15 protein-coding genes and 1 riboswitch are annotated in these 20,459 nt (G+C 52.2%); of the genes, 8 read left to right on the top strand and 7 right to left on the bottom strand.

The genetic code is table 11. The annotated features are described in order from the left end of the window. Positions 1-34 precede the first annotated feature (34 nt). The gene (locus M655_RS16855; RefSeq protein ID WP_005835067.1) at positions 35-529 is read right to left on the bottom strand and encodes a hypothetical protein; all 495 of its coding nucleotides are present in this window, start codon (positions 527-529) and stop codon (positions 35-37) included. Positions 530-742: 213 nt separating this feature from the next. Here M655_RS16855 and M655_RS16850 point away from each other — a divergent pair, with 213 nt between their 5' ends. Next, positions 743-1,021 carry a hypothetical protein gene (locus tag M655_RS16850; RefSeq protein ID WP_025848430.1) on the top strand — a complete coding sequence of 93 codons (279 nt, stop codon included), beginning with the start codon at positions 743-745 and terminating at the stop codon, positions 1,019-1,021. Here the strand turns inward: M655_RS16850 and M655_RS16845 are convergent. Then, entirely contained in the window at positions 1,018-1,125 is a 108-nt protein-coding gene (locus M655_RS16845; RefSeq protein ID WP_005835070.1) for a YjcZ family sporulation protein, read from the bottom strand. The genes M655_RS16850 and M655_RS16845 overlap by 4 nt on opposite strands. Positions 1,126-1,335: 210 nt before the next feature. Next, a riboswitch (SAM riboswitch) is annotated at positions 1,336-1,437 on the top strand. 116 nt (positions 1,438-1,553) lie between these two features. Here M655_RS16845 and metH point away from each other — a divergent pair. Both metH and M655_RS16835 read left to right on the top strand, forming a co-directional pair. After that, a complete protein-coding gene (metH, locus tag M655_RS16840; RefSeq protein WP_005835072.1) occupies positions 1,554-5,006 on the top strand; it encodes a methionine synthase in 3,453 nt (1,150 codons plus the stop codon). A 33-nt stretch (positions 5,007-5,039) separates the two neighbouring features. Then, complete coding sequence (locus M655_RS16835) at positions 5,040-6,905, top strand: bifunctional homocysteine S-methyltransferase/methylenetetrahydrofolate reductase (RefSeq protein ID WP_005835074.1); 1,866 nt, start codon at positions 5,040-5,042, stop codon at positions 6,903-6,905. Between the two features lie 80 nt (positions 6,906-6,985). On the opposite strand, the gene M655_RS16830 is transcribed toward M655_RS16835, so the two are convergent. From M655_RS16830 to M655_RS16815, 4 genes are all read right to left on the bottom strand, one after another. After that, positions 6,986-7,972 carry a YutH/CotS family kinase-like spore coat protein gene (locus M655_RS16830; RefSeq protein ID WP_025848433.1) on the bottom strand — a complete coding sequence of 329 codons (987 nt, stop codon included), beginning with the start codon at positions 7,970-7,972 and terminating at the stop codon, positions 6,986-6,988. A gap of 77 nt (positions 7,973-8,049) precedes the next feature. After that, the gene (locus M655_RS16825) at positions 8,050-8,628 is read right to left on the bottom strand and encodes a mismatch-specific DNA-glycosylase (RefSeq protein ID WP_026557033.1); all 579 of its coding nucleotides are present in this window, start codon (positions 8,626-8,628) and stop codon (positions 8,050-8,052) included. A 122-nt stretch (positions 8,629-8,750) separates the two neighbouring features. Continuing rightward, positions 8,751-8,894 carry a hypothetical protein gene (locus tag M655_RS16820; protein WP_005835081.1) on the bottom strand — a complete coding sequence of 48 codons (144 nt, stop codon included), beginning with the start codon at positions 8,892-8,894 and terminating at the stop codon, positions 8,751-8,753. 186 nt (positions 8,895-9,080) lie between these two features. Next, on the bottom strand, positions 9,081-10,601 hold the full coding sequence (locus tag M655_RS16815; protein ID WP_026557034.1) for a carboxypeptidase M32: 1,521 nt from the start codon (positions 10,599-10,601) through the stop codon (positions 9,081-9,083). A gap of 188 nt (positions 10,602-10,789) precedes the next feature. On the opposite strand from M655_RS16815, the gene M655_RS16810 reads away from it, so the two are divergent. Together M655_RS16810 and M655_RS16805 are read left to right on the top strand one after the other, a co-directional pair. Then, complete coding sequence (locus M655_RS16810) at positions 10,790-12,388, top strand: peptide chain release factor 3 (RefSeq protein ID WP_025848437.1); 1,599 nt, start codon at positions 10,790-10,792, stop codon at positions 12,386-12,388. Between the two features lie 123 nt (positions 12,389-12,511). Beyond that, positions 12,512-13,663: an MFS transporter gene (locus tag M655_RS16805; RefSeq protein WP_026557035.1), complete on the top strand. Its 1,152-nt coding sequence runs from the start codon at positions 12,512-12,514 to the stop codon at positions 13,661-13,663. A 528-nt stretch (positions 13,664-14,191) separates the two neighbouring features. Here the strand turns inward: M655_RS16805 and M655_RS16800 are convergent. Next, positions 14,192-16,165 (bottom strand): hypothetical protein, encoded by a 1,974-nt coding sequence (locus M655_RS16800; protein WP_025848438.1) that lies wholly within the window; start codon positions 16,163-16,165, stop codon positions 14,192-14,194. 517 nt (positions 16,166-16,682) lie between these two features. Here M655_RS16800 and M655_RS16795 point away from each other — a divergent pair. From M655_RS16795 to M655_RS16785, 3 genes are all read left to right on the top strand, one after another. Beyond that, the gene (locus M655_RS16795; RefSeq protein WP_005827057.1) at positions 16,683-17,006 is read left to right on the top strand and encodes an ArsR/SmtB family transcription factor; all 324 of its coding nucleotides are present in this window, start codon (positions 16,683-16,685) and stop codon (positions 17,004-17,006) included. A gap of 95 nt (positions 17,007-17,101) precedes the next feature. Continuing rightward, on the top strand, positions 17,102-18,103 hold the full coding sequence (locus tag M655_RS16790) for an NADP-dependent oxidoreductase (protein WP_026557036.1): 1,002 nt from the start codon (positions 17,102-17,104) through the stop codon (positions 18,101-18,103). A gap of 246 nt (positions 18,104-18,349) precedes the next feature. Then, entirely contained in the window at positions 18,350-20,293 is a 1,944-nt protein-coding gene (locus M655_RS16785) for an AraC family transcriptional regulator (protein WP_081414681.1), read from the top strand. Positions 20,294-20,459 lie beyond the last annotated feature (166 nt).

The following is a 20,459-nucleotide window of genomic DNA, read 5'->3' as shown; positions in this document are numbered from 1 at the left end:
AGCATTATAGCCGTTTTTGGTGCCAGGATGCAACTTACTCTTCGGCTTTTTTCAAAATCTTGTCGAGCTCGGCGAAATATTGCTTCGTCAGCTTTTCTTTTTCTTCCGCGCTCATAGTTTCCGCGTTCATCCACTGCTGCTTGTAAAGCTCCAGTTGCTCCACCATCGCCAGCTCGGCCGCCGCCTCCTCGTCCAGATCGTAGTTTTCGGATGGATCAAACGGAATGAGCCGATTGTCGTTGCCGCTGCGCAGGTAGGGGGAGCGCCAGTTTTCCGGGAAGCGGTACGGCTGCTCGCCGAACATCAGTCCCAGGACGTCATCGGAGTCAATCGGCAGGAAGTGATCGTAGTTGTCCCTGCGGCCCCCTTCCGACAGGTTGATATGGGACAAAAAGTAGCGCAAATAATGTTCTCCTGTTTCGGTATGCTTTACGATGGAGTAGCTTTCAAATTCGGAGCTTTCCAGTTCTTTTATCGTTTCTATACAGGACAGAAATTCGTCCTTTTCACGCGCGAGCAGAGCGTCCATTGTCGATCGTTCCTTTCATCGGTTTGGGTAGCCTCATGATAGCAAAAGCGTTTCGCTCTGACAATGAAGGCAGAGCGGTCAAGTGCCATCCTGTTGAAAAAAGTTAACTAACGATGCTTCTCACAAAAAGCCCGTAGCTGGATCAATGGCGGCGAGAAGGCAACGGTCGCGCCTGCGGCAGCAGAAAAAGTCGCGCAAGCCTTTTGGAAAACGATGGTGGGGGAAGAAGCCGACGTTTACGAGCGCCAGGCGACAGAGGTTTATGCGGATGAGCATTGGCGCAACGGAACGTGGATGAACGTCAGCGACCAGCGGATGGAAAACGGCAAGCCTGTCCCGTATGACGTCCTGACCGTCCAGGTGGACAAGCGTGAGCGCGTCGCCTTTTACGGCAGGCGGTCTGGCTGCGATCGCACTGTCCATGACATGAAAAAAGAGGCTATCCCTTCAAGCCAAGGCAAGGGGGATAGCCTCTTCCTGTCATTTACTTAGCAGTCGTCGTTCGAACACCCGACAATGACCAGCAGGATAAACAGTACGAGCACCAATGCGAAGCTGTCTCCAAAGATGCCGTGTCCGCAGTAAGATGTACTCACGTTTGTTCCCCCTCCTTTCCGTTATGCTACAGTCTATACACGAACGCACAGATTGGCGTGGGCGAATGCCCGGTATGCGCAAAAATGGGCGCAGAAGAGCGGGAAGAGTGTAAAGAATAGACAAATTCTCAATTGACGAAGACTTTTCGCGGTGTTAAGATACTTTCAAACATCAAACCTGAAAGCAAAAAATGAATAGCATAGTAACAACTCTTATCAAGAGAGGCAGAGGGACTGGCCTGATGAAGCCTCGGCAACCGGTTAAAATCCGGTGCCAATTCCAGCAAAGCTACGTGCTTTGAAAGATGAGAGGATGGTTCAGGCGCAAGTGTATCCGCGGACAAATCCTCTTCTTTCAAAGAAGAGGATTTTTTGATGCAAAAAACGGCTGAGAATAAACCGACGCAAGGGAGAAAAGGAGCACGTCAATGAAACCCACTTTTCGCGAACAGCTTTCCCGGAAAATTCTGATTCTGGACGGTGCGATGGGCACCATGCTGCAGCAGGCGAACCTGACCGCCGATGATTTTGGCGGCGAAGCGTACGACGGCTGCAACGAGCTGCTGAATTTGACCAGGCCCGATGTGATTCGCTCCATCCATGAAAAATATTTGGAAGCGGGAGCGGACATCGTGGAGACCAATACATTCGGGGCGACTTCGGTCGTGTTGGCCGAATACGATGTCGCGGACAAGGACCTGGAAATCAATATCGCCGCTGCCCGTCTGGCGAAGGAAGCAGTCGATGCCTACTCCACAGCCGAATGGCCGCGCTACGTGGCGGGGGCGATGGGGCCGACGACGAAAACGCTGGCACTGACAGGCGGCGTCACTTTCGAGGAACTGGTGGAGTCGTACTACCGCCAGGCAAAAGGGTTGATTATCGGCGGGGTGGACGTCCTGTTGCTGGAGACGTCGCAGGATACGCTGAACGTCAAGGCAGGCGGGATCGGCATTCGCCAGGCGTTTGAAGAACTGAACGTAGAACTGCCGGTGATGCTGTCCGGAACGATCGAGCCGATGGGTACGACTTTGGCGGGGCAAAACATTGAAGCGTTCTACATCTCGCTTGAGCACCTGAAGCCCGTGACGATCGGCCTGAACTGTGCGACAGGGCCGGAATTTATGCGCGACCATCTGCGCACGTTGTCCGGCTTGGCCCAATGTGGGGTAAGCTGCTATCCAAACGCCGGGCTGCCGGACGAAAACGGGCACTACCACGAGACGCCGCAAGGACTTGCTGCGAAAATGCGCGCTTTTGCCGAGCAAGGCTGGCTGAACGTGGCAGGCGGCTGCTGCGGAACGACGCCTGACCACATCCGGGCAATGGCGGAGGCGCTCAAAGACTGCAAGCCGCGCCAGGCAACAGAGCAGGCGGTCAGTGCCGTATCCGGCATCGAGGTCGTCTACGTCGAGGACGACAATCGCCCGCTTCTGGTCGGGGAGCGCACGAACGTCATCGGCTCGAAAAAATTCCGCGATCTGATCGCAGCAGGGCAGTACGAGGAAGCGTCCGACATCGCCCGCGCCCAGGTGAAGCGCGGGGCGCACGTCATCGACATTTGCCTGGCTGACCCGGATCGCGACGAGTATGCGGACATGGAAAAGTTTTTGCAGTTCGTCGTGAAAAAGGTCAAGGCTCCGCTCATGATCGACTCGACAGACGCGAAAGTGATGGAGCTGGGCTTGCGTTATTCCCAGGGAAAAGCGATTCTCAACTCGATCAACCTGGAGGACGGACTGGAGCGCTTTGAAGAAGTGGCTCCGCTAATCCGCAAGTTCGGGGCGGCCGTCGTCGTCGGGACGATCGAGGAAGCCGGAATGGCGATCACCCGCGAGAAAAAGCTTGAGGTCGCGAAGCGCTCCTATGACATATTGGTCAACCAGTACGGCATCCCGCCGCAGGATATCATTTTTGACCCGCTCGTCTTTCCGGTAGGGACGGGAGATGAACAGTACATCGGCTCCGCGCGGGAGACGGTGGAGGGGATTCGCCTCATTAAAGAAGCGATGCCACAGTGCAAGACGATTCTTGGCGTCAGCAACGTTTCCTTCGGTTTGCCGCCAGCGGGACGCGAAGTGCTCAACGCGGTGTTTTTGTACCATACGACGCTCGCCGGACTTGATTTTGCCATCGTCAATACGGAGAAGCTGGAGCGCTACGCTTCGATCCCGGAGGACGAGCGCAAGCTGGCGGAAGCGCTGCTGTTTGAAACAAACGACGAGACATTGGCAGCCTTTACGGAGTTTTACCGCCAGAAGAAAAAAGAAGTGCGCGTGGAAGCTTCCTCGCTGACGCTGGAAGAGCGGCTGGCCCGCTATGTGGTGGAAGGCTCGAAGGACGGCCTGGTCGACGATTTGAAGCTGGCACTGGAAAAGTACACGCCGCTGGAAATCATTAACGGTCCGCTGATGGCCGGGATGGAAGAGGTCGGCCGTCTGTTCAACGGCAACCAGCTCATCGTTGCGGAAGTGCTGCAAAGCGCGGAAGTCATGAAAGCGTCCGTCTCGTTTTTGGAGCCGTTCATGGAAAAGAGCGATTCCGCGTCGAAAGGCAAAATTTTGCTGGCGACCGTCAAAGGCGACGTGCACGACATCGGCAAAAATCTGGTGGAGATCATTTTGGCCAACAACGGCTACAACGTCGTGAACCTGGGGATCAAAGTGCCGCCTGAGCAACTGATTGCCGCCTGCCGCAAAGAGAAGCCGGATGCGATCGGCCTGTCCGGGCTGCTGGTGAAGTCGGCCCAGCAGATGGTCATTACCGCACAGGACTTGCGTGCGGCGGGAATCGACGTGCCGATGATGGTCGGAGGGGCGGCGTTGACCCGCAAGTTCACCTCCAACCGGATTGCGCCTGAATACCGCGGGGTTGTGCTGTACGCCAAAGACGCGATGGACGGCCTCGATCTCGTCAACCGTCTGCAAAACCCGGAGGAGCGCGAGCGGCTGATCGCGGAACAGCAGGATTTGGCCGAAGCGGCTGCTGCCGCTGCTGCACAGCCTGTCGTGCAGGAGAAAAAAGCTCCGCTCCCGGCGCGTTCGGCCATCAGCAGAACCGTTCCGATCCACCTGCCGCCGGATTGCGACCGCCATGTGCTGCGCCAATACCCGATCAGCCACTTGCAGCCGTACTTGAACTTGCGCATGCTGCTCGGCAAGCATCTGGGCGTGCGCGGCAATGTGGAAAAGCTGCTCGAAGCGGGCGACGAAAAAGTGCTGGAGCTGTACGGCGTGGTCGAGGAACTATTAAAGGAAGCGAAGCAGCGCGGAACGATTACTGCGCACGGCGTGTACCAGTTTTTCCCGGCGCAAGCGGACGGCAACGATATTATCGTCTACGATCCAAACGATCACAGCAAAGTGCTGGAGCGCTTCTCGTTCCCGCGCCAGCCGGAGGAACCGCATCTGTGTCTGTCTGATTTCTTGCGCCCGGTCGAGAGCAAGGAAATGGATTACGTCGGCTTTTTGACTGTGACGGCAGGGGGCGGTATCCGCGAGCGTTCGACGGAACTGAAGGAGCGCGGCGACTATTTGCGCTCGCACGTCTTGCAGGCGCTCGCTCTGGAGTTGGCGGAGGCGTTCGCCGAGCGGATTCACCACATGATGCGCGACGTCTGGGGGATTCCCGATCCGGCGGAGATGACCATGCTGGAGCGCTTCGGTGCCCGTTACCAAGGCATTCGCGTGTCGTTCGGCTATCCGGCTTGCCCGAATCTGGAGGACCAGGCGCAGTTGTTCCGTCTGCTGCGGCCAGAGGATATCGGCGTTCAGTTGACAGAAGGCTTCATGATGGAGCCGGAAGCATCTGTCTCCGCGATGGTATTTGCCCACCCGGAAGCGCGCTACTTTAACGCGGGTCCGTCGGTGTTTGAAGTATAGATCGTCTAATGAAATGGGAGAGAAGGGATTGAGTTGACGACGAGCAAGAAAGACTTACGGGACTATTTGCAAGATCACCTGCTGGTCGGAGACGGAGCCATGGCGACCCAGCTACATGCGCTGGGTGCCCCGGTTGGCGTCAGCTTTGAAGAATTGTGTTTATCCAATCCGCGCGTGGTGCATGAGGTTCATGCCTCGTACTATCAGGCGGGGGCGCGCCTTTTGGAGACGAATACGTTTTCGGCGAACCGCGACGCGCTCAGCCGCTACGGCCTGGAGCACAAGGTAGCGCGGATCAACCGTCTCGCTGTGGCGATCGCTCGCGAGGCGGCACAGGATGATGCGTATGTAGCGGGCAGCATCGGCTCGATTTTAGCCGGACGGGTCAAGAAAAAGGTACTGGATGAATATCGCGACCAGTACGAGGAACAGGCAATCGCCCTGTTGCACGCAGGCGCAGACGCGCTGATTTTGGAGACGTTTCTCGATCTGGAGGAGCTATTGCTGGCGATTGAGGTCATCCGTCCGTTGACAGATGTGCCGGTCATCGCCCAGCTTGCGACGCTCGAAGTCGGGCGGACGCGCGACGGCTACTCGTTGACAGACGCTTTTCCGCAGTTGAAAAAGGCAGGAGCTGACATCATCGGCCTGAACTGCCGTTTGGGTCCGGCTGAAATTTTGCGCTCTTTTGAAGGGACGATCTTCCCGGACGATTCGCTGCTGTCGGCGTTTCCAAACGCAGGAAGGCTGGGCATGACGGACGGGGAGTACGCCTTCAAGTCGTCTCCCGAATACTTTGCCGAAAGCGCCTTGCGCCTGAGGGACCAGGGAGTTCGCCTGATCGGCGGCTGCTGCGGAACGACTCCTGCGCACGTGAAGGCGATGGCAGACGCGCTCGCTTCGCAACAGCCGAAAGCCCGCGTCAATCCGCCCGTTGCCCTGGTCGAGCGCCCGCACATTTCCGTGCAAAGCACCCACGAGCGGGAAAAGCCGAGCATTGTCGAGCGGGTCAAAACAGGCACGACGATCATCGTCGAATTTGATCCGCCGCGCGATCTCGACGCCGAGCAGTTTTTGGACGGTTGCTGCGAACTGCACAAGGCCGGGGCGGATGCGATCACCCTGGCGGACAATTCGCTCGCCACTGTGCGGATGAGCAACATGGCGCTCGGCGCGCTGATGAAAAACAGGCATGGGATCGACCCGCTGCTGCACATCGCCTGCCGCGACCGCAATCTGATCGGTCAGCAATCCCACCTCATGGGGCTGCACGCGCTCGGCATCGATCAAATTCTCGTCATCACGGGCGACCCGTCGCGCTTCGGCGATTTGCCGGGGGCAAGCTCGGTGTTTGACGTTACTTCCTTCGATCTGATCCGCATGGTGAAGCAACTGAACGAAGGCGTCTCGTTCTCGGGACGTCCGCTGAAGCAAAAAGCCCAGTTTATCGTCGGCGCGGCCTTCAACCCGAACGTCCGCAACATGGCGGCAGCCGTCGCCCGACTGGAAAAGAAAGTCGAGGCCGGGGCCGATTACATCATGACTCAGCCGGTGTACGACGTCGAATCGATCCGGCAGGTGCACGAGGCGACCAAGCACATCGGGATTCCCGTCTTTATCGGAATCATGCCGTTGACCAGCTCGCGCAACGCCGAGTTTTTGCACAACGAGGTGCCGGGCATCAAGCTTTCGGCGGAAGCGCTGGAGCGAATGAAAAAGGTGCAGGGTCCGGCCGCCAGACAGGAAGGGATCGCCATTGCGAAAGAGCTGCTCGATACGGCTGTCCGCTATTTCAACGGCATCTACCTGATTACGCCCTTCAACTACTACGAGATGGCAGCGGAGCTGATCGCCTACGTGCGCCAGCAGAGCGCGCTGGTCAAAACGGCGCAGCCGTAACGGCTTTCGCTCGCCAAGCCCACTCTCTGTCGACATGCCAACAGGCCCTCGCGTAAAAGACAGGCTACAGCCTTTGTCGTTTACGCGAGGGCTTTTAGTTCGTCCAGCATGTACGCAGTCTTTAAGGATTCGCGTGTGCAAAATTGCTGGATGTGCGCCGCATCCATTTGCTCGTACTGCTTCATGCGCAAAAAGCGTTCCATTATATGCGGAAAGGCGAGGTCGACAAACAGCAGGTGAAGCTGTTCGGCCGACAGCGGGTTTTCCCGCAAATAGCCGCGCAACAGGTAGGCAAACAGTTGCTTGTTCCATGCCCCTTCCTTGCGCATGGCAAGCGACAGCACACGGCTGATGTCTTTGGAAGGAAAGTCGTAGCGGACATCTTCCCAGTCGATGATCGCGATTCGTTTGTTGCGCACAAGCAAATTGCCGTTGTTGAAGTCGCCGTGGCAGAGGAAGTGCTTGCTGAGCGGCGCTTTTTTCCACTTGGCAAAATAGGCGGACGTATTCAGTTGCTTGCGCGCCGTCTGTCCAGCCTGGCGAAAATACGGGAGGTACTCGACGATGGTGGAGAAATGCGGCTTCTGCTTGTCTGCGTGCCGTTGCTCCCATTTTTCCAGCGCGGCCAGGTCCGTTTTGTATTCTTCCGACCATTTTTTGGCGCCGTTGTAAAGTTCGCCGTGCTTGGAGGTAAAGCCGAGCGAGCTTTTGTGAAACTGCCCGAGCAAAGCGCCGACCTGCTCCAGCTTGCCCGGCGAGTTGTAGGCGAGCTTCGGCCAGGACAGCCACTGATGGAGGACGAACAGGTTGTCTTTCCAAATAATATAGCGTTTGCTGTTTTTCGTCCGCTGAATACCGGGGATGAGGATTCCTTGTTTGCGCAGGTGCGCTTCGGCGTTCAGGATAAAATGCTGGCGCTCTTTGGGCAAATACGATACTTTGCCGATGAACTTGCCGATGGAAGTATCGAAAAAAACGACGAGCGACTTGGGCGTTTCCCTAAGCTTTTCGTGCTGGATGACAGTCAGGGCGTATTTTTGCTCGATCTTGCGGATGAGGTCGTCCATCCGGTTTGCGCCTCCCTTGCGTATAAGATCGTACGATTATAGTACGCCAAGAGAGACAGCAGTTGACACAAAAATGCTCAGCCGGGCGGCAAGGGCAGCGGATGCCAGTTCTTTTCCCGCAAAAAGGCGCTGAGCTCGGCGAATTTGGCGATTCTTTCTGCGCGCGTGAAGGAAGCGTTGGCTCCGCTCGTGGACGGGATCACAAACAGATAGCTGCCAGCCCAGTCATCTGTGGCAAATGCTTTTTCCGGCTGCAAGCCGAGAGCGACAGCCGCCTTCTTCCGGCCCGTGGCATGGCGAAAGGCGGTAATCCCGTTAAAGCAGATGACGCGCGGGCGATAGGTCTGGATCATCTGGACGAACTGCTCGGCCCCTGTCGCGAAGTCGTCGCGGGTGAGGTCCTGCGACGAGCGGGTAGGGCGCGAGACGAGATCGGTAATGCCGTAATCGTATTCAAGCAGCAGGGCGGTTTCTTCCGGGCGCAGTTGCCGGGGGGTAAGCCCGCCTTCGAACAGGCCGCGCCAAAACAAATTCGCCGGGTTCGCGTAGTGGAAGCCTGCCGACGCCGAGACGCGCCCGGGATTGATGCCGCAAAACAAAACCGCCAGATCGCGGCGGATGTAAGTTGGCAGCCATTTTTCCGTAAAGTCGACCAATGCGATTCCCTCCGTTTTTTTCACATTGTAGCACATCCGAGAGCGCTTACAGCAACAAGCAAAAAAAGCCGCCAGACGGCTGGCAGCTTATCGGTAAAAGGTCGATCGGTTCGGTAGTGAAATTACAGTTGAGCGTACGGCAGCATGTGCTCCGGCTCGTTCATGATGAATTGTTCCATTTCATTGCGGACGTATTTTTTTGTCTCGAATGGAACGGCTTCGTGTTCTTCTTTGCCCCACAACCAGCGCGACAACGATTGAATCATAAGGATTCTCCTCACTTGGTGGTAATGTTTTACATGCTCATCATACTCCTGTTTTGTTGGTTTGTGGTTGGGGATCTGTGAATAAGGCGTGAAGAAATGGTGGATAGAACGTGAACAAAAAGGAAGCGATTTCAGCCACAGATGAAAAAAGCGCTCCCGGATCGGGAACGCTGAGGGTACAACCTGTTACAGTTTGTAGATGTCGGTATATTTTTTCTCCAGGTAATCCATCAGGTAAGTGGCGTTTGTGCCTTCCCCGGTAATCGCTTGCACGAGTTCGCGCGGGCTTTTCATTTTGCCGTACTGATGAATGTTTTCTTTGAGCCAGGCGCGAATCGGAGCGAAGTCGCCGTTCGCCACGAGGTCTTCGAAGCCGCTAAGCTCGCTTTTCATCACATGGGCGAACTGGGCGGCGTACACGTTTCCGAGCGAGTAGGTTGGGAAGTAGCCAAAGCTGCCGCCGGACCAGTGCACATCCTGGAGGACGCCCAGCTTGTCGGTTGGCGGTTCGATGCCCAAGTATTCCTTCATCTTTTCGTTCCAGATTTGCGGCAGATCGGCAACCTGGATCGTCTGGTTGATGAGCCCTTTTTCGATCTCGTAGCGAATCATGACGTGCAGGTTGTACGTCAGCTCGTCTGCTTCGGTGCGGATGAACGACGGGGTCACGGAGTTGACAGCGCGGTACAGGTCTTCGGCCGTCACGCCTGCGAACTGCGCCGGGAACGCTTTTTGCAAATCCGCGAAAAAGTGGTTCCAGAACGGCAGGCTGCGCCCGATCATGTTTTCCCAGAAGCGGGACTGCGACTCGTGAATGCCCATCGAGGTGCCGTCGCACAGCGGGGTAAACAGCAGCTCCGGATTGATGTTTTGCTCGTACATCGCGTGGCCCGCTTCATGAATGCAACTGAACAAGGCGGAGTTGAAATCATTTTCGGCGTAGCGCGTCGTGATGCGGACATCTCCCGGATTGAAGGTCGTGCAGAACGGATGCGCGCTTCTGTCCATCCGGCCTGCCTTGAAGTCGTAGCCGATTTTCTCCAGGATATAGCGGCTGAACGCTTCCTGCTCGGCAATGGGGAAGTTTTTGTGCAAAAACGACGTGTCCGGCTTGTTCGGGGAGTCGGCGATCGCTTTGACCAGCTTGACGGTTTTTTCGCGCAAGGTGGCGAAGATCGGATCGAGCTGATCGACCGTCATGCCCGGCTCGTACAGGTCGAGCAAGGTGTTGTACTTGTTCTTGCCGTCGTGTCCCCAATATTCAATAAACTCAAGCTGGAAGTTGACGATTTTCTCCAGGTACGGCTGGAACATGGAAAAGTCGTTGTTCGCCCGGGCTTCTTCCCATACGGTTTCCGCCTGGGAGGTCAGCACGACAAACTCCTGATACTTGGCAGCCGGAATTTGCTTGTTGCGGTCGAACTCTTTTTTGCATTCGAGGACGCTGTGGCGGGTGATTTCGTCGAGTGCTTCCAGGGCGGACGGTTCACCGAGCTCGGCGAGAAACGCTTCCATTTCCTTGGACGTCGCCAGCTTGAACTGTTCGCCAGCCAGCACGCCGATGATCTCGGAGCGGGCATCCATCCCTTTGCGCGGAGCTTGTGTAGCTTTGTCCCAATGCAGGACGGCGAGTGCCTGGTTGTAGCTGGTCATTTTTTTCACATAGGCCCGAAAATCGGCCGCGCGTGTTTCGAGATTCGTCGTCATGAAGTCCCTCCTGTGTAATTGTGCATAGCCATGTTATCAATATGTACATCATGCAGTCAAAAAATTTTTACTACTAAATATTATAACGATTTGGAGAAAAATTACTAGGTGGATGCAGGGCGCATTTGTCGGTATAATCGTATAGGAAAACAATCTGGCACCTTATTCGCGACGACAGGAGAATGAAGATGAGTCAAACCAATCCCCAATGGGAAAATGAGATAGCAAAACGCCGCACCTTTGCCATCATCTCCCACCCGGATGCGGGTAAAACAACGATGACGGAAAAGCTGCTCTACTACGGTGGAGCCATTCGTGAGGCAGGGGTGGTCAAAGGCCGGAAAAACGCCAAGCACGCCACATCCGACTGGATGGAGATCGAGAAAAAGCGCGGAATCTCCGTGACGTCCAGTGCGATGGACTTTGAATACAAAGGGCACCATATCAATATTTTGGACACTCCTGGTCACCAGGACTTCAGCGAAGACACATACCGCACCCTGACCGCCGCCGATGCCGCTGTCATGATTATCGACGTGGCCAAAGGGGTGGAGGCGCAGACGATCAAGCTGTTCAAAGTCTGTCGGATGCGGGGCATCCCGATTTTTACGTTCGTCAACAAGCTCGACCGCCACGGGAAGGACCCGTTTGAACTGCTGGAAGAAATCGAGCGCGTGCTGGGCATCCGCTCGTACCCGATGAACTGGCCGATCGGCATGGGCAGCTACTTCAGCGGCGTCTACGACCGGATGAAATCCCGCGTCGAGCTGTACCAGAACAACTCGCAGCACGAGGAAATTTCGTTTTTCCCGGTCAAGGGCGCAGAGGACCCGATGATCGGCGAGCGCGTCGGTCAGGAGCTGTGGCAGCAGTTGCAGGACGAAATCTCCCTGCTCGATGTCGCCGGGGACGAATTTGATCCCGAGCTGATCGCCCAAGGACAGCTCACGCCTGTATTTTTCGGCAGTGCGATCAACAACTTCGGCGTGCAGACCTTCCTGGACAACTTCCTGCAAATGGCGCCAGCGCCTTCTGCGAAAAAGAGCAATATCGGCCTGATCGATCCGTACACGAATCCGTTTTCCGGCTTCATTTTCAAAATCCAGGCCAACATGAACCCTGCCCACCGCGACCGCATCGCCTTTTTGCGCATTTGCTCCGGCAAGTTCGAGCGGGGCATGTCCGTGAAGCACGTGCGTCTCGGCAAAGACATCAAGCTGGCCCAGCCTGTGCAGTTCATGGCGCAAGATCGCGAAATCGTCGAGGAGTCGTTCGCCGGTGACGTCATCGGCTTGTTCGACCCGGGCATTTTCCAGATCGGCGATACGCTCTGTGTCGGCCAATCGTTCGAGTACGAGGAAATGCCGCACTTCTCGCCGGAGTTTTTCTCCAAGGTGATGGTGAAAGACGCGATGAAACACAAGCAGTTCCAAAAAGGCATCATGCAACTGACAGAGGAAGGGACGGTGCAGTTGTTCCGCACCTATCCGATGGAAGAGCTGATTTTGGGTGTAGTCGGCGTCCTGCAGTTCGAGGTGCTGGAATACCGCCTGAAGGCCGAGTACGGTGTCGAAATCATGCTGACGAGAATGCCGTACCAGATCGCGCGTTGGCTGGAAGGCGATAAGGCGGCGCTCGACGCCGTGAAAAACAAAACGGTTACCGACCGCTATGGCCGCCCGGTGATGCTGTTTGAAAGCGAGTATCAACTGCGGGTCGCCATGGAAAAGTATTCGTCGATCAAGTTCCACGAAAGCTCGCTCGGATTGAAGGCGACGCAGTCATAAGTGATGAAAAGAACAGGACCTCTTGAGCAGTGGCGGGGTCCTGTTTTGCTTTTCCTATCCTACTTGGACGACTCCCCTCATATACTGGGACAAAGACTGGCGGGATGAGAGGAAGGGAATGCTTTGAGGGTTCTGCTGTTGGTCGTGTTGTTTCTCGTTGCCTTCGACATGCACGCACAGACGCCGCTTTTGGCGCCGTACTTGAATATTTTGGGTGTGTCGGCTGCCATGATCGGCTTTGTGCTGGGCGGCTATGCAGTAAGCAATCTGACCGGAAATCTCTTCGCGGGTCCTTTTCTCGATCGGTTTCCGAAAAAGTGGTTTATCGCCGGAGGCTTGATTCTGGCCGGATTCATGCTGATTGGTCAAGGCGTCGTGACGCATACGGGCGGTTTTTTTGCTTTTCGGCTCATGCTCGGCTTTGTCATGGCCTTCGTCTCTCCCGCCTGCTCGGCGATGCTGGGCGAGACGGGCAAGACGGCGCTCGAACAAGGCGAGATCATGGGCAAAAAAGGACTGGTGCTCACGACAGCGGGGATTGTGTCGCCAGCGGTCGGCAGCTTTTTTGCCGTTCAGTTCGGCTACGGCCAATCGTTTGTCATTCTCGGCTACATCATGATCGTAGCCGGCGTGTTTTCCTGGCTCGTGCTCCCGGCCAAAGTGGATGGCGGCGGCATGCCTGCCAAGCTATTGCCCAAGGCGGCAGGTCGCCAAAGCCTGCTGACGATTCTGGAAAATCGCATGCTGTATCCGGCCTTTTTGGGCGGGTTTGCGATCATTTACGCGCAAGGGACGATCATCTACGAGGTGCCGCTGCTCGTGCAAAAGCAAGGGATGTCGCCAGCCGTGACCGGCATTTTGTTCAGTTTGAAAGGTTTGGGGGCGCTGGCGATTCTCTGCCAGTTTTGGCTGCACAAAGTCCCGGTGGAGACGCGAAGCTTTGCCGGACTCGGAGTGCTCAGCGCGCTTTTGTACATGCTCGCGCTCGGCGTGGCGATCCCGATCCAGGTGATGATGTTTTTGTTCGGCGCCTGCTTCGGCATGTTGTTCCCGGCTTTTGCCACGATCCTGACGGTGCACTCGCCGCGCGAGCTGTACGGCAGCGTGTTCAGCATCTACTCGGCGGTGCTGTCTGTCGGGGCGGTGCTGAGCCCGGTCATCGCGGGCTTGTTGGAGAATTGGCATCATTCGTACTTTATTGCGTTCTTCGTGACGGCAGGGGTGTGTTTGATCGGCGTGTTGCATCGGTTGTTGTTGAGCGGGGTTCCGCGGTAGGGGGTGGAGAGAGTTTTCCTGGGGCGGGGGAACTCTTTTTTTGTGTGCGGGGTATATCGACATTTTTAAAAGCAGAAATGAGGGGGGCGACCGAAAATGCCTTATTGATAATAATAGCTATTAACGAAAGTATGATTCATGGTCTTTAACGAGAGAAAATGTTGGGACAGTTTCTAGAAATGCAAGTATCTTCGTTTAGTACTGCAGTTACACTGTTCTTTGGTTTTCCTTAGTCTGCCAGAGTAATTTTCAGAGGAATTCAAGTAGACACAAGCGAGGCGAAATACTGTAGATCTAGTTTCTGTGCTCCAGAGTGAAGCAAGCCTCCCAAACAGTAGACAAAACTAGTGTCCATGATACTAGTGTGTTGTAATATGCACACCTTATGGGGGCTGGCTCCACGATTGGCACTATTAAACTACATGAAGTCCAGTGTAAACTGGGTAATTTGGTGATCCAGTCATTATAAAAAGCAAATAGTTAAAAGTAGGGGGGAAGATTGAGTGTTTAGACAGAATACTTTACAGACTAATTTGTTTCAATTATTTCTGCGACTTGTAAGTGCATTTGCGGATTAGCGGTCTCTAGCGTTATTCGATGAAATTTTGTTTTAAATTTGTGTTTCAAGTCATCAACGACAGTTGGCTTTATAAGGTAATTGGGGAAATTGTCAGCGAACTCTTTCCGATTGTTCCATAACCTGAGTTCTCTTACTTTTTGTGATTCAGCATCAATATTCTCAGAGCGAAGGTCAGTAATAGACCCATGGCCAAAATATGTTGCTAGTGCCATAAAATCAATTATTGGAACGTCATGCAATTTCATTCCTGTGAAGTGGGGATAATTACAAATAACAGCAGAATAAATTGGTTTCCCCTCTACACCATTTAGTATTTCAGAAAAGTAATCATTATGTTTTTGTACAAAGTTTATTTTTCTCTTTAACTGTAGGGCTCCATCAGATAATCTTTTGATGGCATTATGGACATCCCTTGGCTCCATTGGATACTTTACATTTTTTATTTCAGCAATAAAGATAAAATCATCGAATGAAACGATAAGGTCAATTTCCTCAGAAACTTTCTTTGAAATCTGAAAATCGCTTAGTGAAGGAATAGTAAAATTACCTTTAGAGACTAACTTGGATTTTAAATCATTTTTAATGAAAGTTTCTAGTGCAAAACCCCTCTCATTTAAATTAAATCCAGCTCCTTCAAGCCATTCATCGATCAATTGCAGATAATTGGGAGATAATATGGATGGTATAGAAAGATAGAATACATCTTGATCTTTTACTAAAGGGCGTTTCCATAGATTTATTCTTTCCATTTGGAGAATGTCGCTTTGTATTAGATTTATGTAAGATTCAATTTGAGTAGTTGTGTATGTCGTTGTATCTATAAAATAATTCATTAAATCTTTTTTTCTAATTCTAACCATATAGTCTTTTATATCTGTCGCATCATTTACTTCAGGTAAGCAATCCTTAACTTTTTCGGTTAAATGAACTAGCTCACTGTGTAAAACCATTAAATCATCCACAGTTAGCTTTCCTAATTTTTCAAGTTCTTTTCTTGTGAAATGTGGGTAGAATGCTGCAATAAAAGCCAATCCTTGTACCAACTCTGATTGTAGTAAAGCATTCGGCCCCTCGTTTTGAACTGAATAGCGAATATATCCTCTCGAGTTAATACGGATATTTGAAATGTTCTTCCCTTTTCTCGTTTCTGATAAAAAGCGTAAGTAAATCGGATTTTCCTTTAAGTGCTGGTAAATAGTTATAGAGTATGCAAGCGCATTCCTTTGCACTCTGAACATACCAAGTTGAAGAAGAATTTGGGAATCCGGTTCAATGTAACGTAGATATAATTCTTCATTTTTTTCAATGATCGTTCCGTTCTCCCATACCATACGATCAAAAGCATCTTTAACTACGTATAGCAGGTTCGAAGCTCTATACATTTTACTAGAAGCTTCATGAATTCTTGCTGGTACAGCATTATCATGCCGAGAATCTTCTTTGTGAAAATATTTTAAGTAATTTAATAGTAGATTTAAAAGATCAGTTTGCAACTCATAAGAATTTACAGCATTACTTTTGAAATTTTTTTCATCAATTTTGAGCATTGCCATTTCTTCAAGTCTTAATTGATTAGTTGATTGAATCATTTTATTTATTGACATCTCAATCATTTTTGTATCATGATTTACAATCGCAATTAAGTATTGGATAACGTTTATTACATTAATTCCTGGTTCACTTAAAGTTTTTTTCATATATTCGTACAGTTCTTTGTAATAGTAATTAAATACAGGCGTTTGCACAGCTATTCTAACGGCGTCAATATCACTTTCCTTATCTTTAATTTGTGATGTATCTTCCTTTTCCGATTTTAGATACTCTTTTAAGATAAGTTGAATTTGCTCTGGGTTGTAATTGTCACTAAATGGGTTGAAAGATTTTTCATTAAATAATAATTTACGGATGCTAGTGATCTTCAAATTACCATGCCTCCAAACATACATAAGACTTCAAAAGACAATCTACCATGTTTTTCCTGTTGATTGCAAGAGTACCCCCGAAGATACACAAGCGCAGAATGTGGGAATATATGATGTCAGCCAACAATTGCAAGTTTCATTAGAAGAAGTCGAGTGTATATTCTACTCCGCATGAATGGCTATGGGCAAACAGACGTTCATTCTAACAACATTGTAGCGGGAACCGTTTCCCTATAACTAGCGAGTGGCAGGAGGATACATAGAAAAGCGGGCAATTGAAAAAATGAATGAAAGAGGGAACTCAGGAAGGGGCACATTTGGCAGTAAATAAAAACTTATTCAGTGGCAAATGGAAGCTGCTGCTGGTAGAGACAAAGATTCAAAGTAAGAAAGTAAAACAACGGGCTTGCATCTGCAAAAACCTCCACCTCCCACTTGCATTTACAAAACAAGTGGTTATAATTACGTTTAAACGATTAAACCAAAGAACCAATGAACGAACGAAAGGATGAACCGCATGAGCCAGCGAACCGAGCATGTGCTGCAACAATTTAAAGACTGCATTCCTCTGCTGGAAGTGCTGACCGATGAAAATCGGCAAGCGATTATTATGCTGCTGGCACAGAACAAATCGGGACTGAACGTCAATGCGATCGCGAGCCATATAGATTTGTCCAGACCGGCTGTCTCCCATCATTTGAAGGTGTTGAAGCAGTCCGGCTTTATCACATCCGAAAAAAAAGGCGTAGAAAATTATTACGTATTGACTGTCCGCAAACCGCTTGAACAACTCAAAGCATTAATTACCGCCGTGGAAGCCGAGTGCAATGGGTCGCAGTGACTACCTAGAGATGCAAGAGAAATGTGGTAGCGAAATTGTTTTGCACAATTGGTTCGTTTGTTTAAACCAATAATCATAAACAGGAGTGATCGTACATGAAGGCCATCGTCATTGAGAATTATGGAAAAAATGCTCCATTAGTATTGACAGAACAGCCAATGCCCAGTATCGGAGAACATGATGTGCTGGTGGAAATTCATGCTGCCAGCTTAAATCCGATCGACTTTAAAATTAAAGAAGGAAAAGTGAAATTCCTGTTGAGTTACAAGTTTCCGCTGATCTTGGGCAACGATTTCTCCGGAGTTGTCGTCAAGGTTGGCGAACGGGTGAAGGCGTTTAAACCCGGAGATGAAGTTTACGGCAGGCCCCGCAAAAGCCGGATCGGCACATTGGCCGAATTTATTGCTGTGCATGAGGATGATATTTGGCTGAAACCGCAAAATTTGACCTTTGAAGAAGCGGCGTCCATACCGCTGGTTGGACTTACGACTTACCAGGCGTTTTCCGATATTTTGCATCTTCAAAAAGGCCAAAAAATCTTGATTCACGCAGGTTCGGGCGGCGTAGGCACCTTCGCCATCCAACTGGCCAAAAGGATGGGCGCTTTCGTGGCGACAACAGCAAGCGACAAAGGGTATGAACTGGTCAAATCGTTGGGGGCCGATCTCATCATTAATTATAAAAAAGAGAACTTTGAGGAAATGCTTACCGGGTATGACGCTGTCTTTGATACGCTAGGGGGAGACGTCCTGGAAAAATCGTTCCGCATCCTCAAGCCAGGCGGACAAATCGTCTCCGTCTCGGGCATGCCAAACGCAAGATTCGGAAAAGAAGCCAATTTGGGTTGGATGAAAACGGCTATGTTGTCCATCGTGAGCCGTAAAATCACAGCGCTTGAGCGGAAGACCCAAACGAAATATCACTTCCTTTTTATGAAAGCGAGCGGCGCGCAATGGAAGATCCTGACGGAAATGATCGAAGCAGGCCAGATTAAGCCTGTAATTGACAAGGTGTACCAGTTGAAAGATACCGCGCAAGCATTCGACTACCTGGAAAGCGGAAGGGCCAAAGGAAAGGTAATCGTAAAAGTAAAGTAAACAGTAATGCAAGGAAGAAAAGGCAACCGCTCCGCATGAATTGAAACAGGAACGCTTCCCTGCCATGCTGCCGACGTTTTTGGAATGCTCGCGAACTTGCACGGGCCAGACCCCGAACTGGAATTTTCCGCAGGTTGATCTGGCCCCCAAATTCCCTTATAATACCGATGTGTTTTTGTGATAATCATTCTCATAAAAATCAAACAAATCAACGCTTCTTGCGCAATAACAGGCAGGTGTGCTCGGATGAAGGAAGAGGAAAAAAAGAAAATCCATGACTTGTTGGCACATTGGACGCACGCGGCTGTTCAGGTGATCGACGTTCGGCATTTTGTGTTGCAGGCGCAAGAGTCGTGGAACAGCTACCGGCTTCCGGCCTCCAGCTATTTTTACGCTTGCAAGGGACAGGCCACGGTTCGACTGGATGGGCGCGAATATGCGGCAGACCGCTTCTTGCTGCTTCACGGCGGCAAAGGCATGGTGCTCGACGTGAAGCTGACAGACGACGAGCTATTCGCGTTTTACCTGATCTTGTACAAAGCAAAAACGTTGCTGCCGCGCCCTGCCGACCATGCGTTGCTAAACGATGGCGGCAAAGAGCCGTTTCAGTTGCCTTATGCGCTTGTGCCGCATGAGCCAACCGGACTGTACCATCTGGCCGCAACGATGGCCCGCGAATGGGACGCACAGGAGCGGCTTCGGGCAAAAGGCACGTTTTTGCAGTTTGTCCACGAGGTCATGCAGCAGCTCATTCAGCACGGGTTTCACCAAGAACAACAGCCGCTCGCCAAGCAGGTCGTCCGCTTCCTGGAAGCGCATTACACAACGCGGATTTCTTTGGAGAGCCTCGCTGAGCAGTTTTGCTACAGCGCCCGCTACTTGACCCGACTGGTCAAGGAAGAGACAGGCCACAGCCCGATTGATTACGTCATCTCACTGAGGATGGAAAAAGCGAAGGAGCTTTTGGCCCGGACGGACGCGAAGCTGCAGGAAGTAGCGGCTGCTGTCGGATACCAGGATGTGCTCTACTTCAGTCGGCTGTTCAAAAAGCATACAGGCATGACGCCGAGCGCCTTTTCCAAGCATGCCCTGGCCGCGCCTCCAGTTCCGGATCGTCTATATGGAAAGCCCGGATTATCTATTGTGGACGAGAAGGGGGAAAGCTATAGTGTTAACGATAATCGTTATCAACGAAGCTTTGGGGGGATCGTTCGCATGAACAAAAAATCAACGCGCCACATGGCAACTCTCTTCATGGTCAGTCTCGCACTGCTCGTGAGCGCGTGCTCCGGCACGGCAAGTCCGACACCGCAAGCCGAGGGGAGCGTACAGGAGCAAGCCGGAGCGGCCCAGCGCGAATTGACAGACGGGTTGGGCAACAAAGTGACCGTACCTGCGCATCCGCAGCGGATCATCGCTTCTTATCTGGAAGACCATCTGGTGGCGCTGGGCGTGAAGCCGGTCGCCCAGTGGTCGGTAGGCAAAGGCGACGTGCAGGGGTATCTGCAAAAAGATTTGGCAGGAATCCCGGCGATTCCGTATGACCTGCCGCCTGAAGTCGTGATGAGCTACAATCCCGACTTGATTATCATGGACAATGCAGAACTGGTAGCGGGAGACAAATATAGCCAGTACGCCAAAATTTCGCCGACGTACACGATTGGCAAAGAAAAGAACAGCGACTGGCGCAAAGAGCTTCTGATCGTGGGCGAGGTCCTGAACAAGAGCGAGGAAGCGAAAAAGGTACTGGCCGATTACGATACGTACGTGGCCGAAAGCAAAGAAAAGCTGAAGCAGGGCATTGGCGAAAAATCGGCGGCGGCACTGTGGGTAACGGCGAAAGCCGTCTACATGGCGCGTCAGGACTTGTCCAGCGGGGACGTGCTGTACAAAGACCTTGGGTTCAAAGTGCCTGCTGTCGTCCAGGAAATTTCCAAGTCGGGCGATGCCAACTGGAACTCCGTGTCTCTGGAAAAGCTGGCACAGCTTGACGCCGACTACCTGTTTGTCGTAAACAGCAAAGGCGTGTCCAAGGACGAGTTTCTGAAGGAGCCGGTCTGGGCGAATATCCCTGCGGTGAAAAACGGACATGTCTACGACTTTACGACAGAATCAAGCTGGTTGTACACAGGCGTGATCGCCAACCGCCAGATGATCGAGAACGTGCTGGAAAACGTATTGAAACAATAAGTCACTCACACCCCAAACCATCGTTCGCAGCAAGCGGGCGGCGGTTTGGGATTTTTTATTGCCGTCTGTCATTTAGAATAATTATCACTTATAATGATAGCCAGTTGTTTCTGGCAGCCCACAAGCCGATCTCGCTGGAAACGCTGGGCGAGTACGATGGCGATTA

This window comes from Brevibacillus sp. NSP2.1, assembly GCF_000470975.2.
Classification (GTDB): domain Bacteria; phylum Bacillota; class Bacilli; order Brevibacillales; family Brevibacillaceae; genus Brevibacillus; species Brevibacillus agri.
Note: the sequence above shows the minus strand (reverse complement) of the source record. Positions and strands in the feature narration are given on the sequence as shown.

Bases quoted from the DNA above. Each gene is read 5' to 3' on its own strand.
- M655_RS16855 (WP_005835067.1), bottom strand. From the start codon at position 529: ATGGACGCTCTGCTCGCGCGTGAAAAGGACGAATTTCTGTCCTGTATA.
- M655_RS16850 (WP_025848430.1), top strand. From the start codon at position 743: ATGGTGGGGGAAGAAGCCGACGTTTACGAGCGCCAGGCGACAGAGGTT.
- metH (WP_005835072.1), top strand. From the start codon at position 1,554: ATGAAACCCACTTTTCGCGAACAGCTTTCCCGGAAAATTCTGATTCTG.
- M655_RS16830 (WP_025848433.1), bottom strand. From the start codon at position 7,972: ATGGACGACCTCATCCGCAAGATCGAGCAAAAATACGCCCTGACTGTC.
- M655_RS16820 (WP_005835081.1), bottom strand. From the start codon at position 8,894: ATGATTCAATCGTTGTCGCGCTGGTTGTGGGGCAAAGAAGAACACGAA.
- M655_RS16815 (WP_026557034.1), bottom strand. From the start codon at position 10,601: ATGACGACGAATCTCGAAACACGCGCGGCCGATTTTCGGGCCTATGTG.
- M655_RS16810 (WP_025848437.1), top strand. From the start codon at position 10,790: ATGAGTCAAACCAATCCCCAATGGGAAAATGAGATAGCAAAACGCCGC.
- M655_RS16795 (WP_005827057.1), top strand. From the start codon at position 16,683: ATGAGCCAGCGAACCGAGCATGTGCTGCAACAATTTAAAGACTGCATT.
- M655_RS16790 (WP_026557036.1), top strand. From the start codon at position 17,102: ATGAAGGCCATCGTCATTGAGAATTATGGAAAAAATGCTCCATTAGTA.
- M655_RS16785 (WP_081414681.1), top strand. From the start codon at position 18,350: ATGAAGGAAGAGGAAAAAAAGAAAATCCATGACTTGTTGGCACATTGG.